The organism is Stenotrophomonas sp. PUT21, assembly GCF_052232875.1.
GTDB classification, from domain to species: domain Bacteria; phylum Pseudomonadota; class Gammaproteobacteria; order Xanthomonadales; family Xanthomonadaceae; genus Stenotrophomonas; species Stenotrophomonas maltophilia_N.
This window is the reverse complement of record NZ_CP197645.1, coordinates 1,757,829-1,771,329: the sequence shown is the minus strand read 5'-3', so window position 1 is coordinate 1,771,329 and position 13,501 is coordinate 1,757,829. Positions and strand designations below refer to the sequence as shown.

The 13,501-nt window shown below is 67.7% G+C and carries 10 protein-coding genes; all 10 read right to left on the bottom strand.

The window, feature by feature from the left end; translation table 11 throughout:
• Positions 1-118: 118 nt before the first annotated feature.
• Complete coding sequence (locus ACTT2I_RS08285) at positions 119-526, bottom strand: hypothetical protein (RefSeq protein ID WP_049436410.1); 408 nt, start codon at positions 524-526, stop codon at positions 119-121.
• Complete coding sequence (locus ACTT2I_RS08280) at positions 523-2,910, bottom strand: heavy metal translocating P-type ATPase (RefSeq protein ID WP_049404642.1); 2,388 nt, start codon at positions 2,908-2,910, stop codon at positions 523-525. The genes ACTT2I_RS08285 and ACTT2I_RS08280 overlap by 4 nt, the downstream gene beginning before the upstream one ends.
• Positions 2,907-3,572, bottom strand: coding sequence for a methyltransferase family protein (locus ACTT2I_RS08275; protein WP_017357195.1), 666 nt, complete (start codon positions 3,570-3,572; stop codon positions 2,907-2,909). Before ACTT2I_RS08275 ends, ACTT2I_RS08280 begins: the two co-directional genes overlap by 4 nt.
• Before the next feature lies 1 nt (position 3,573).
• Positions 3,574-3,888, bottom strand: coding sequence for a DUF2933 domain-containing protein (locus tag ACTT2I_RS08270; RefSeq protein WP_088434186.1), 315 nt, complete (start codon positions 3,886-3,888; stop codon positions 3,574-3,576).
• A complete protein-coding gene (locus tag ACTT2I_RS08265) occupies positions 3,885-4,397 on the bottom strand; it encodes a MerR family transcriptional regulator (RefSeq protein WP_017357196.1) in 513 nt (170 codons plus the stop codon). Before ACTT2I_RS08265 ends, ACTT2I_RS08270 begins: the two co-directional genes overlap by 4 nt.
• Before the next feature lie 172 nt (positions 4,398-4,569).
• Positions 4,570-7,719: an efflux RND transporter permease subunit gene (locus ACTT2I_RS08260; RefSeq protein ID WP_049404640.1), complete on the bottom strand. Its 3,150-nt coding sequence runs from the start codon at positions 7,717-7,719 to the stop codon at positions 4,570-4,572.
• A gap of 1 nt (position 7,720) precedes the next feature.
• On the bottom strand, positions 7,721-9,133 hold the full coding sequence (locus ACTT2I_RS08255; protein WP_017357198.1) for an efflux RND transporter periplasmic adaptor subunit: 1,413 nt from the start codon (positions 9,131-9,133) through the stop codon (positions 7,721-7,723).
• The gene (locus ACTT2I_RS08250; protein ID WP_239503521.1) at positions 9,130-10,452 is read right to left on the bottom strand and encodes a TolC family protein; all 1,323 of its coding nucleotides are present in this window, start codon (positions 10,450-10,452) and stop codon (positions 9,130-9,132) included. Before ACTT2I_RS08250 ends, ACTT2I_RS08255 begins: the two co-directional genes overlap by 4 nt.
• Before the next feature lie 129 nt (positions 10,453-10,581).
• The gene (locus tag ACTT2I_RS08245; RefSeq protein ID WP_017357200.1) at positions 10,582-11,004 is read right to left on the bottom strand and encodes a hypothetical protein; all 423 of its coding nucleotides are present in this window, start codon (positions 11,002-11,004) and stop codon (positions 10,582-10,584) included.
• A 44-nt stretch (positions 11,005-11,048) separates the two neighbouring features.
• Positions 11,049-13,475, bottom strand: a complete 2,427-nt coding sequence (locus ACTT2I_RS08240; RefSeq protein WP_080354477.1) for a heavy metal translocating P-type ATPase — start codon at positions 13,473-13,475, stop codon at positions 11,049-11,051.
• Positions 13,476-13,501 lie beyond the last annotated feature (26 nt).

The following is a 13,501-nucleotide window of genomic DNA, read 5'->3' as shown; positions in this document are numbered from 1 at the left end:
GAGGAATTGCAGGGTGGGGTTGGAAGACGCTGTCATGGTGTGGCTCCTGTCCTGGAAGGGAAGTGATTGCGGAGGGCATGGCGAGGGCCGAGGCGCATCTGCATCGCCCGCGCGCCTGTCAGGGGCGGATCAGCTCCACTGTGTCGTTGACCTTGGGGCTCCCGGAGATCACTTCAGCCTCCGCGTAGTGGCTGTCGAACAGTTCGACGATGCGCACTTGGCCAACGTTCTCGCGGCGGTAGCGTGGACCGCCGGCCCGCGAATGCCGGATACGGCGCTTGTGCCGGATCACGTCCAGCACCTGCCCGACCTGGGCACCGTCGGCCTGCCCGACACAGACCACAAGCGTTCCGTCCTGCTTTTCCAGCACCTGGCCGCGCATCAACACGTTGTGGCGGAACCCACCCTCGTTCGCGGAGACGACCCCCGGCAATGCGAACGCGAGCGCGAGGGCCAGTGCGGCGACCCAATGGCTGCGATTGGTACCTCGGGGTCTGGAATGGGCGACGTGTGTGACCGTATTCATGGTGTGGACTCCTTAGATGGGCTGCGAGGGGTGGCGGCATCCGCCAGTGGAAGGCGTTTGAGCAGCAACGCGTTGAGGGCGACGATCACCGAACTGCCCGACATCGACAGCGCGGCGATTTCTGGCGACAGCACGAACGGATAGAGCACACCGGCCGCCAGCGGAAAGGCCAGCACGTTGTAGCCCACGGCCCAGCCCAGATTCTGATGCATCTTGCGCAGAGTGGCGTGGGCGATGGTGGTCGCGCGAACGACGTCATAAGGGTCGCTGTGCATGAGCACGATGTCGGCACTCTCGATGGCGACGTCGGTGCCGGCGCCGATCGCGAACCCAACGTCGGCTTGGGTGAGCGCCGGTGCGTCGTTGATGCCGTCGCCCACCATGCCGACCTTGAGGCCCTGCGACTGCAGCTTGATGACCTCATCGGCCTTGCCGCCCGGCAGCACGTCGGCCAGCACGATGTCGATTCCCAGGTCCTGTGCCACGCGCTCGGCCGTGGGGCGGTTGTCGCCGGTGATCATCGCCACCTTGATGTTGCGCCGGTGCAATTCGTCGATGGCCGCGCGCGAGGTCTCCCGGATCGCGTCGGCAATCGCGAAGAAGCCTGCGAGCCGGTCACCCACCCCGGCATAGATCACCGTGCGACCGGCACCGGTGAGGCGCGCAGCCTCCGCTTCCAATACCGAGAGGTCGATGCCGTGCTCGACCATCAGGATCCGGTTGCCCAGCACCACCTGCACCCCGTCAACCACGCCGGTAGCGCCCTGGCCATCGATGTTGGTGAACGCGGTAGCGCGCTCGGCTACCGGACCGGCACGCTTCAGGATGGCCTGCGCCAGCGGGTGCTCGGAGTGCGCCTCGACCGCGGCGGCCGCGGCCAGCAACCGCTCCTGCGTCCAGCCCGGCGCGACCGCCATGTCGACCACCTCGGGGGCGCCGACCGTCAGGGTGCCGGTCTTGTCGAAGATCACCACGTCCAGGCGTGCGCTCTTCTCAATCGATTCGGCATGCTTGAAGAGGATGCCGTGTCGTGCCCCCAGGCCAGTGCCGATCATGATCGCCATCGGCGTGGCCAAACCGAGTGCATCGGGGCAGGCGATGACGAAGACGGTGATCGTCAGCGTGAGCGCGAACAGCAGCGGCTGTCCCAGCCACCAGAACCAGACCGCGAAGGTCAGCAGCCCGATCACGATCGCAGCCAGCACCAGCCATTGCGAGGCGCGGTCGGCGAGCAGCTGCGCGGGCGCCTTGGAGTTCTGCGCGGTCTGGACCAGCTTGATGATCTGCGCCAGTGCCGTGTCGCTGCCGATCTTGGTGGCGGTGTAGGCGAATGCGCCGCTCTTGTTGATCGATCCGCCGACGACGGACTCTCCGGGATCCTTGCGCACCGGCATCGACTCGCCGGTCAGCATGGATTCGTCGACCTGAGAGCTGCCTTCCGTCACGATGCCATCGACCGGGATCTTCGCCCCGGGCCGCACGATCACGGTCTCGCCGACCAGCACTTCAGCGGTGGGAATGTCGAGCTCCTGCCCCTCGCGCCGGACGACCGCGCGGGGTGGGGACAGCTTCAGCAGCGCTTTCATGGCGTCCGAGGCGCCGGCGCGAGCCCGCATCTCGAGCCAGTGGCCAAGCAGGACGAAGGTCAGCAGGACGGCCGAGGCCTCGTAGAAGTTCGGCCCGTCGAAGAAGAACGTCGACGCGATGCTGAAACCGTAACCTGTGCCCACGCTCAGGAGCACCAGGACCGCCATGTCCAGCACACCCCGTCGCAGGGACCGGATCGCGGCGCTGAAGAATGGCCAGCCCGGATACAGCACGGCGCCGGTCGCCAGCAGGAACAACCAGACGTTCTCGCGCAGTCCGAACGGCACCGGCGGCGGCTCTATCAGCCCGCCCATGGGCGACCACACGAATACCGGGATCGCGAAGGCGAGGGCGACCAGGAAGCGGCGGCCCATGTCGCGCGCCGCGGCGTGCAGATCGCTGCCGTGGTTCATGCCCGCATGGGCGTCGTGGCCCCCGGCATCCGTGGCGTCATCGCCGTGGCCGGCGTGGGCGTCAGCGGGGCGCTCTGCGGCCAATTCCTGTCCGTGCCCGGCATGCGCAGCATGGGCGTGCGCGCCTGCGGCGGGGTCGGCATCGGGCATCGGCGCGTTGCATTGGAAGCCGCAGTCGCGGATCGCGGTGGCGACCGCGCCCGCCGACAGGCGGGCCGGGTCGTAGGACACCTGCAGGGTCGCGGTAGCGAAATTCGCGCTGGTGGCGTTGACTCCAGGCAGCGCGGCCACGGCCTTCTCCAGCGTGCGCGCGCAGCCGGCACTCACCATGTCGCCGATGGGCCAGGTGCGCGTGCGCACAGTGGGTTTGTGGACGTGCGTCATCGGGTTTCTCCTTGGGATGGAGCGGGGCCGCGCCGGCGTCGCGGGATGAAGGCCGGCACTTCCTGCATGTAGCGGACGTAGTCGTCGCCGAAGCGGCTCAAGCAGTCTTTTTCCTCACGACGCGCCAGGCGGGCATAGGCCCACACGAGCACTGGATAGCTGGCGAGCGTGAGCAGCGTGGGCCACTGCAGCAGGAAACCGGTCAGCACGAGCAGGAAGGCGACGTACTGCGGGTGACGCATGCGCGCATACACGCCCTCGCGGGCGAGCCGGCCTTCACGCTGTGCCCGATACAGCACCGGCCAGGCGGCCGACAGCAGCCAGAAGCCGCCGCCGATCAGGACGAAGCTTGCGATGTGGAATGGGCCGAAATGCGGGTTGGCGCGCCAGCCGAACCACATCTCGAGCAGATGGCCCGCGTCATGGCTCAGCCAGTCCACCTGCGGATAGTTGGCGCTGAGCCAGCCGCCCAGGACGTACAGCGTCAGCGGGAAGCCATACATTTCCGCGAACAGGGCCACGACGAAGGCGGAGAACATACCGAACCCACGCCAGTCCCAACGGGTCAGCGGTTTGTAGAAGCTCCAGGCGAAGAAGATGAAGAACGCGGCGTTGATGGCGGCGAGGAGCCAAAGACCGTAGCCGGAGTCGGGTGCCTGCATGTCAGTGCCCTCCGTTCGAGGTGTCGGACGTTTCGTCGTTCAGTGCCCGCTTGCTACGGCTCTCATGCTGGCCATGGGGTGTGTCGTCGGCATTGCCGTCGCGCCCATGACTTCCGGAACCTCCATGACCGCCATGCCCCTTGTGCATGAACACATGCATCAAGGGACATAGCAGCAGGATGGCCAGGGGCAACCAGCGAAGCGTCCCCCCAAGGTGGGCGCCGTGCTCGACGGCGAGATAGAACACGGCCAGCGCCAGGAAGATCCAGAAGACCCAGCGTCGGGAGCCTGAGGGGGCAGGACTGGAGGCTGTCATGGCAAATTCTCCTCTGTGGGGCGGCGTCCAAGAAGTCGCCGGGGGGTGGACTTGACGAACCCGCCGCCTTCAGCAGCGGCAACAGATTCGATCAATGCGCAGACGTCATCGCCAGTCGGAATGGAGTCCGGAAGCTCCGCCCAGGCGTGGATGGCACGCTCCATTCGTCCGTGCATGGCGAGCAGCCTGTCCAGTTGTTGGCGGGTGTCGTCGAGCCTGCGCCGAATGATGTCCCGCACAAGCGGACAGGGACTATGTCGCAGCAGGCTGTGGTGGATGATTTCCTCGATTTCCCCCAGCGTGAAGCCAAGGTGTTGCGCCGTGCGAATGAAGTGCAGGCGAAGGAGCTCCGAGGTGGAGAACAACTGGTAGCCGCCCTCGGTATGCGTGGCCGCTTGCAACAGACCGCGCCGCAGGTAGTTGCGCACCACATGCACCGTGACATCGCCCTGCCGTGCCAGCTGGCGGACCGTCATCAGCGGCAGCGTCACTTCTTCCTTGGTCGTCATCGGCTTGCTCCCGGCGAGGTGTTGATCAGGCTAGACCTGTGTCTCGCACACAGGTCAACCGGCCTTGCGGTGGGCGAAGCCAGTAACGCGCGAATTGGCCGTGGACGGACGGATGTTCGCGGCCACAGTTGCATGAGCCGTCGGTCCCTGCCTGCGTTGAACGGCCCCATCACTACTTCTCCTTGGGTAGTGCGGAGGAGGGGTGCGGCTTCCTGGCCAGCTGCCGCTGCTTGATCAGCGAGTACAGCGCCGGGATCACGACCAGGGTGAGGATGGTCGAAGACACCATGCCACCTACCATCGGCGCAGCGATTCGGCGCATGACTTCCGAGCCAGTACCGCTGCTCCACATGATGGGCAGCAGGCCCGCCATGATCGCGACCACGGTCATCATCTTCGGGCGCACGCGGTCGACCGCGCCTTCGATGATGGCCTCGCGCAGGTCCCGTGAATCCAGTGCCCGGCCTTCGGCCTGCCTCTGCGCGGCACGCGCTTCAAGTGCGTGGTCGAGGTAGATCAGCATCACCACGCCGGTTTCCGCGGCGACGCCGGCCAGCGCGATGAAGCCCACGATCACCGCGACGCTGGTGTTGTAGTCGAGCATCCACATCAGCCAGATGCCACCGACCAGTGCGAAGGGCACCGACAGCATCACGATCAGCGACTCGGTGACACGGCGGAAGTTGAGGTACAGCAGCAGGAAAATCAGCGCCAGCGTCACCGGAACGACGACACGCATCTTCTCCGCGGCACGTTGCATGTATTCGTACTGTCCACTCCAGGTCACGTAGTAGCCAGGCGGGAACTGCACCTGCTCGGTGACCGCTTCCTGCGCAGCCTTCACGTAGCGGCCGAGATCGCTCTCTCGGGTGTCGACGTAGATGTACGCCGCCAGCATCGCGTTCTCGGTGCGGATGCTCGGCGCACCCTTCCTGACCTCAATCCGCGCCAGTTCGCCCAGCGGCACCTGGGCGCCGCCGGGCACCGGCACAAGGACTTGGCTGCCTATCCGGTGCGGATCGTCGCGGAGTTCGCGGGGATAGCGCACGATCGCGCTGAAGCGTTCGCGGCCCTGGAGGATGGTGGTGACGATCTCGCCGCCCAGCGCGGCGGCCACCACGTTCTGCACCTCGCCCAGGGTGACGCCGTACTGGGCCAGGCTGCCAAGGTCGGGGGTGATGTCGAGGTAGTAGGCGCCGGTCAGGCGTTCGGCGAACGCGCTGGTCGTGCCCGGCACTTCGCGCACCACGGCTTCGATCTCGGTGGCCAGCGCGTCGAGTTGCTCAAGGTCCGTGCCGAAGAGTTTGATGCCCACGGGCGTGCGGATGCCGGTGGCCAGCATGTCGGTGCGCGCCTTGATCGGCATCGTCCAGGAGTTGGCGACGCCCGGGAACTTCAGCGCCGCGTCCATCTCGGCGATGAGCTTGTCGGTGGTCATGCCGTCCCGCCATTCGTCCTCGGGCTTGAGGTTGATGACGGTCTCGAACATCTCCAGCGGTGCGGGATCGGTGGCCGTCAGGGCACGGCCCGCCTTGCCGAACACCGACTCCACTTCCGGGAAGCCCTTGATGATCCGGTCCTGCTGCTGCAGCAGCTCCGAGGCCTTGGTCACCGACATGCCCGGAAGCGACGCGGGCATGTACAGCAGCGTGCCTTCGTTGAGGGTTGGCATGAACTCGCTGCCCAGCCGCGATGCAGGCCACAGGCTTGCAAACAGGGCGGCCAACGCAAACATGATTGTGGCCATGCGATGCCGCAGAACGACGTTGATCACCGGCCGATAGGCCGCAACCAGGAACCGGTTCACCGGATTCTTGTGCTCGGGCACGATCTTGCCGCGCACGAACAGCAGCATGAGTACCGGTACCAGCGTGATCGACAACAGCGCGCCACCGGCCATCGCGAAGGTCTTGGTGAAGGCCAGCGGCTTGAACAGGCGACCTTCCTGAGCCTCCAGGGCGAACACGGGCAGGAACGAGACGGTGATGATCATCAGGCTGAAGAACAGCGCCGGCCCGACCTCGCGACAGGCATCGATGATCAGCTGGGTCCGGCTGCGGGAGCCGTCGGAGCGCTCGATGTGCTTGTGCGCGTTCTCGATCATCACGATCGCCGCGTCGACCATCACGCCAATCGAGATCGCGATGCCGCCCAGGCTCATGATGTTGGAGTTCATGCCCAGCATGCGCATCGCGATCACCGCGATCAGCACGCCGACGGGCAGCATGACGATCGCGACCAGCGCGCTGCGCGCATGGAACAGGAATACCAGGCACACCAGTGCGACGATCAGGCTCTCCTCGAGCAGCGTCGTGCGTAGCGTCTTGATCGCGCGCACGATGAGATCGGAGCGGTCGTAGACCGCCTGGACGCTGACGCCCTCGGGGAGTCCACTCGCAAGCTGGGCGATCTTGTCCTTCACCCCCCCGATCACGGCCAGGGCGTTTTCGCCGAAGCGCGCAATGACGATCCCGCCCACAACGTCGCCTTCGCCGTCCAGGTCGACGATGCCACGGCGCTCATCGGGTACCAGTTCGACCCGGGCGACGTCGCCGATCAGCACCGGTGCGCCCCCTTCGGCGCGCAGAACCAGGCTCTCGATATCCTCGATACCGCGCAGGTAGCCGCGGCCCCGCACCATGTACTCGGTCTCGGCCATCTCGATCACGCGGCCGCCGACGTCGCGGTTGCTCTCGGCGATCACCTCGGACACGCGTGAAATCGGGATGTCGAACTCGCGCAGCCGGACCGGATCGACGGTGATCGAGTACTGGCGCACGAAGCCGCCGACGCTGGCGACCTCGGCCACGCCGGGCGCGGTGGTGAGCTGGTAACGCAGGTACCAGTCCTGCATCGCGCGCAGCTCGTCCAGCGAGTGGCGGTCGCTCTGCAGCACGTACTGGTAGACCCAGCCCACGCCGGACGCGTCGGGTCCCAGTGCCGGTGCCACGCCAGCCGGCAGGTTTTTCGACGCGACGTTGAGGTTCTCGAGCACGCGCGAGCGCGCCCAGTACAGGTCCGTGCCTTCTTCGAAGATGACGTAGATGAAGGAGGCGCCGAAGAACGAGAAGCCGCGGACGTCCTTCGACTTCGGCGTCGCGAGCAGGGCGCTGGTCAGCGGATAGGTGACCTGGTCCTCGACCACCTGGGGCGCCTGCCCCGGGTACTCCGTGAACACGATCACCTGCACGTCCGACAGATCCGGTTGTGCGTCCAGCGGCGTGTTCATCAGTGCGTAGATGCCACCGGCGACAATCGCCAGCGCCATCAGCAGCACCAGGAAGACGTTGCGCACCGACCATTCAACGAGACGGCCAAGCATGTCAGTGCCCCTCGTGGCCGGTGGGGGCGGGCGGAGTCTCTTCCGGGGTAGCCGGCATGGAATGACCGGCGTGCGGATCAGAGGCCTCGTCACCATGACCTGCGTGCGGGTCGGCGGCGTCCTCGCCGTGCCCGGCGTGTGGATCCTCAGCGGTGCCCGAAGGCGCGCCGTGTCCTGTGTGACCCTCAAGACCCTGGAGTGCCGACTGCAGGTTGCTTTCGGCGTCGATCAGGAAGTTGGCGGAGACCACGACCTGCTCGCCCTCGGTCAGGCCGTCGAGGATCTCGATGCGATCGCCGCCGCGCCGCCCCAGGCTGACATCGCGCGGTGCGAAGCGGCCAGGGCCGGTCTCGACCAGCACCACCTGGCGCGTGCCGCTGTCGAGCACGGCCGAGCGCGGAACGGTCAGGACCGGTCCAGCCCCCGGCTCCTCCAGCACCACCGTCCCATACAGCCCGGGCCGCAGGTCGCCAGCGGGGTTGGGCAGGGCGATGCGCACATCCACGGTGCGCGTCATCGCATCGATGACGGGCTGCACGAAGGTGACCTCGCCCTCGGCCACCTGGCCCGGCAGGGCCACGGTTTCAAAGCGGGCCGTTTGGCCGGGCTGGATACCCGCGGCCTGCGCCGCCGGCACCTTGGCGATCACCCACACCTTCGACAGGTCCGCCAGGCGCAGGATGGTTTCGCCGGGCTCGAAACGCGCGCCCTGGACCACCGGCTTCTCGATCACGACCGCGTCCGCGGGCGCGGTGAGCACCAGGCCCGTCTTGCCCATCTGCGCGTCACTGATTTCCCAGTTGCGCAGGCGGGTGCGGGCGGCATCGCGCAGGCGGACCATCGACGCCGCGCTCGCGGGATCGGACCCGGCCAGCCTGCGGGCGGTCTCGTCGGCCAGCCGGTATTCCTGCTGCGCCGCGGCCAGCTGCGGGCTGTAGACGGAGAGCAGCGGCTGCCCGGCGCTGACCCGCATGCCGGTCTGGTTCGCGTACAGCCGCTCCACCCAGCCTTCGAAGCGCGGGGCGATCGCGTACTGCCGGGTCTCGTCGACCTCGACCGTGCCGCTGGTGCGCACGGTAGCGGACAGGGCTCCGCGCTTGACCGCTTCGGTGCGCACGCCCAGCGCCTGCACCTTGTCCGGCGGCAGCACCACCGTGCCCGGTGCCGCCGGCGGTGCGTCGTCGGCATAGACCGGGACGTAGTCCATACCCATCGAATCCTTCTTCGGCACCGGCGACGTGTCCGCCAAGCCCATGGGATTGCGGTAATAGAGCACCTTGCGTTCTGCGGCCGGGCCGTCGATCGACGTGCCCGCGGTCGGGGAGTCGTTCGTGGCGCGGCCGGCAATCCAGCCGACGGCGAGGGCGGCGAGTGCAACGCCGATGGCGAGCGACAGGGTCTGGACACGGGTCATCGGATCTCTCCTTCGATGGCGCGCACGGCGGCGGCGCCCAACAGTTCGTCACGCAGTGCATCGACCCGTGCGAGGTCGGCGCCCTGCCATTCATTGAGTGCTTCCAGCAGCGTCCCGAAGTCGACTTCACCGACCTGGTAGCTGGCCAGGGCGGACTGCCAGGTGGCGTCGGCCTGCGGCAGCAGCGTGTTCTCGATCAGTCCGCGACGCTCGCGCGCGTTGGTCCACTGCGACCAGGCGGAAGCGCCGCGTTCCTCGACGGCCCGCAGCGTGGCGTCCCTGCGGGCAAGCGCTGCGTCTTCGAGCAGGCGCGATTCGCGCTCGCGCTCGCGGCGGGCACGCTGCTGGAACGGGATCTCGACCTCGAACATCAGCTCGGTGCTCTCGATGCCGTTGCCGAACTGCATCGCACCCACGCCCAGGGTGATGTCGGGAAAGCGGTTGCGACGCTGCAGTACCACGTTCGTGCGCGCCGCCTCGGCGCGAGCCTGCTGCGAGCGCACCGCGGGATGCGCATCGGCGTCATCCAGTGCCTCGGCAAGCGAGGCGCTGTGGACGGCGAGGCGCGGCGCCTCGTCGGGAGTCGCCAGCGGTGCATCGGACCGGCGCCCCAGCACCGCGTTCAAGGTGGCGGCCGCCTCCTGCTTGGTCGCGAGGCGTTCGATCCGCTCGCGCTGGAGGCTGGTCTGCTCGACCTGGGCGCGGATGGCATCCTGCTGCGCCGCGCGACCCAGGGCGTAGCGCACGCCGGCCATCTCTTCCACCTGGCGGAGCAGGGCGATGCGGCGATCAAGCACGGCCACGGCCTGGTCGGCATGCCAGTAGCGTGCGTAGGCCGCCTCGGCGTCGGCCAGCAAGTCGCGCGCAGTGGTGAGGCGATCGAGTCCGACCGCGACCGCGTCCTGGCTGGCCGCGGTCCGCGCCAGGGCGCGCTTGCCCCAAAGCGGGAGGCGCTGGCGCAGCGCGTAGTTGACCTCGCGCTCGGCACCGGCGGAGCGCCAGGGCTTGTCCGGATCGAGGCCGCGGAATCCAAGGGAAGCCGTCGGGTCGGGTAGGGCGCCCGCTGGCTGGATCCGTGCTTCGGCGGCCTGGGCCTCGAAGTCCATGGCCCGCAATTCCGGGTTGTGTTCCAGAACCCAGGCGCGGATCGACTCGAGGCTGTGCCCCGGGACGGGTTCGGTGGCGGTCACCGGCAGCGCCAGGGCCCACAAGGCGCCGGCAAGCACGCCGGCAAGAAGGTGCCGGAGCGGTGGCAGACGGCGGGACAGAGGGCGAGGGTGCAGGCGCCTGGCCGGCAGTCGGTCGAACGGGGATGCCATATCAGTGTCCTTGGGCCGACGCGACGCAGGTCGCTCGGACGAGGGCAGGAACACATGCCGTGACGCAGCCACGGCGCGAACGCACAGGACTGCGCCGCACAGACGTGCGGAGCAGTCAGCGTCCAGGCATCAGATCAGCAGGAGTGCCGCTGGATGGGCGGTAGGTCGGTGCCAGGCGGGTCTGGGCGGCGAATCCACCCATGTAGCCGTGACACCTGGCGCAGCATCCGCAATCGCGGCGATCGCAAGCCAGGAGAACCAGGCTTCGGCCAGCAGCGGCGGAATCGAAGGGATGCGCCCACTGTCCGCCGAGATGTCACCCTCGGTGCAGTGCGCGTCGCACACTGCCTTGCTCGCTGAGGGGAGCTCGGCATCGCAGCCGTGGCCATGGTCGTGTCGGGTGTCGGTGGCGGCAGCGACAAACGCCGCCGGCGTGACTGGGAGATCCAGGCAATCGCCATGGCCTGCGAGCGCGAACTGGGACCAGAGCAGGGCCACCATCGCGAGGAGGGCGGTGCGCTGGAACAAGTTCCGATGGCGGATGTGGACCATGGCGTGAGCTTACCTCTTACTGGAACCGATGCAATTGATCCAAGTCAATCCTTGGCCAGGCCCAGGGGCTGGCGCGGCACAGATGTGGTCGGCGAGGACGGTACGGCGGCCGACTTGGCAAGGCGAAGGGCGTTGGCCACCACCGACACCGAGCTCAAGCTCATCGCAAGCGCCGCGACCATCGGGCTCAGCAAGATCCCGAATGCGGGGTAGAGCACCCCGGCCGCGACCGGCACCCCCAGCGCGTTGTAGAGGAACGCGAAGGTGAGGTTCTGCTTCATGTTGGCCACGGTGGCCTGGGAGATCTTCCGGGCGCGCAGGATGCCCCGCAGGTCGCCCTTGACCAGGGTGATCTGGGCACTGGACATCGCGACGTCGGTGCCCGTGCCCATGGCGATGCCGACGTCGGCCGCGGCGAGCGCCGGGGCGTCGTTGATGCCGTCGCCCGCCATCGCCACCCGCCGGCCTTCGCGCTTGAGGCGCTGCACCAGCTCGGCCTTGTCCTCGGGGCGGACTTCGCCATGCACCTCGTCCAGGCCCAGCTCGGTGGCCACGGCCCGTGCGGTGGTGAGCCCGTCGCCGGTGGCCATGATGATGCGCAGCCCGGCGGCGTGGAGCTCGTTGATGGCCGCCGCGGCCGACGCCTTGATCGGGTCGGCAACCGCGACCAGCCCCGCCAGGCGCCCGTCCACGGCCAGGAACATGGCGCTCGCGCCCTCGCGGCGCATCCGCTCGGCCACGTCGACGTGCGCAGCGGGATTGGCGCCCAGGTCGTCCATGAGCGCGGTATTGCCCAGCGCAAGCGCATGGCCGGCCACGGACCCGCGCACACCCATGCCGGTCACCGAGTCGAAGTCCTCCACGCGGTCGAACTCGAAGTTCCGGCGTCGAGCCTCGGCGACGATGGCGTCGGCCAGCGGGTGCTCGCTGCCCTGGTCCAGGCTGGCGGCCAGGTGCAAGACCCGGTCGGCGTCGAAGCCCTCGAAGGCCACGACTTCCTTGAAGGCGGGGCGCCCCTCGGTGAGGGTGCCGGTCTTGTCGACGATCAGGGTGTCGATGCGGCGCATGTGCTCGATGGCCTCGGCGTCGCGGAACAGCACGCCCACCTGCGCCGCCTTGCCCGTGGCGACCATGATCGACATCGGCGTCGCCAGGCCCAGCGCGCAGGGGCAGGCGATGATCAGTACCGAGACCGCGTTGAGCACCGCAAAGGTCCAGGCCGGCTCCGGACCGAAGGAGCCCCAGATAAAGAAGGTGGCCACCGCGATCGCCAGCACCGCGAGCACGAACCAGTAGGCCGCGATATCGGCCATCCGCTGCATCGGCGCGCGGGAGCGCTGCGCCTGCGCGACCAGCTGCACGATCTGCGACAGCACGGTGTCGGAGCCCACCTTGGCGGCGCGGATCACCAGCGCGCCGGTGCCGTTCTGGGTCGCGCCGATGACCTGGTCGCCTGCGGTCTTCTCGACCGGAATCGGTTCACCCGTGAGCATCGACTCGTCGACGCTGGAGCGGCCTTCCACCACTTCGCCATCCACCGGCACCTTCTCGCCGGGACGCACGCGCAGGTGGTCGCCGACGTGGACGTGGGTCAGCGGGATGTCTTCCTCGGTGCCGTCGGCGTTGACCCGCCGGGCTTCCTTCGGCGCCAGGCCAAGCAGGCCCTTGATCGCCGCGGACGTTTTCGAGCGCGCCCGCAGTTCCAGCATCTGGCCGAGCAGGGTCAGCGAAACGATCACCGCCGCCGCCTCGTAGTACACCCCGACGCGCCCATGTTCGGTAAACGACGGTGGGAACAAGCCGGGTGCCAGCGTGGCGACCAGGCTGTAGCCAAAGGCGGCCGCAACGCCAATCCCGATGAGGGTGAACATGTTCGGGCTGCGGTTGCGGATCGACTGCACGCAGCGCTCGAAGAACGGCCAGCCGGCCCACAGCACGACTGGTGTGGTCAAGACCAGCTCGACCCAGGTCTGCACGTCGATCGACAACGGCAGGATCTGCACGTCGCCCAGCACGACACGCGGGAGGTACTGGCCGAACATGGCCAGCACGAGCGTCACCACAGTCAGCGGAAGCGTCCACCAGAACCGGCGCGAGAAGTCGCGAAGTTCCGGATTGTCATCGTCCTCCAGGCTCGGCATTTCCGGCTCCAGCGCCATGCCGCAGAAGGGACAGTTGCCTGGACCTTGTTGCCGGACTTCCGGGTGCATCGGGCAGGTGTAGATGGCGCCGGGCTGTGCCACCTCGGGTTCGTCCTGGGGCGTCAGATAGCGCTCCGGATCGGCCACGAACTTCGCGCGGCATCGCTCCGAGCAGAAGTGGAAAGGTGTGTCGGCGTGGGTCGCATGATGCTGCGTCGTGGCGGGATCGACCTGCATGCCACAGACCGGATCGGTGACCCGTCCATCCGCAGCCTCGACAGGGGCTGCGCCTGCAGAATGGTGATGGTCATGGGACGACGGTGAGTTCATGCCGATGCTCGCTTTAGTGGGGATGG

Excerpts from the sequence above, each read along its gene's own strand:
- ACTT2I_RS08285 (WP_049436410.1), bottom strand. The coding sequence starts at position 526 with ATGAATACGGTCACACACGTCGCCCATTCCAGACCCCGAGGTACCAAT.
- ACTT2I_RS08280 (WP_049404642.1), bottom strand. The coding sequence starts at position 2,910 with ATGACGCACGTCCACAAACCCACTGTGCGCACGCGCACCTGGCCCATC.
- ACTT2I_RS08275 (WP_017357195.1), bottom strand. The coding sequence starts at position 3,572 with ATGCAGGCACCCGACTCCGGCTACGGTCTTTGGCTCCTCGCCGCCATC.
- ACTT2I_RS08270 (WP_088434186.1), bottom strand. The coding sequence starts at position 3,888 with ATGACAGCCTCCAGTCCTGCCCCCTCAGGCTCCCGACGCTGGGTCTTC.
- ACTT2I_RS08265 (WP_017357196.1), bottom strand. The coding sequence starts at position 4,397 with ATGACGACCAAGGAAGAAGTGACGCTGCCGCTGATGACGGTCCGCCAG.
- ACTT2I_RS08260 (WP_049404640.1), bottom strand. The coding sequence starts at position 7,719 with ATGCTTGGCCGTCTCGTTGAATGGTCGGTGCGCAACGTCTTCCTGGTG.
- ACTT2I_RS08255 (WP_017357198.1), bottom strand. The coding sequence starts at position 9,133 with ATGACCCGTGTCCAGACCCTGTCGCTCGCCATCGGCGTTGCACTCGCC.
- ACTT2I_RS08250 (WP_239503521.1), bottom strand. The coding sequence starts at position 10,452 with ATGGCATCCCCGTTCGACCGACTGCCGGCCAGGCGCCTGCACCCTCGC.
- ACTT2I_RS08245 (WP_017357200.1), bottom strand. The coding sequence starts at position 11,004 with ATGGTCCACATCCGCCATCGGAACTTGTTCCAGCGCACCGCCCTCCTC.
- ACTT2I_RS08240 (WP_080354477.1), bottom strand. The coding sequence starts at position 13,475 with ATGAACTCACCGTCGTCCCATGACCATCACCATTCTGCAGGCGCAGCC.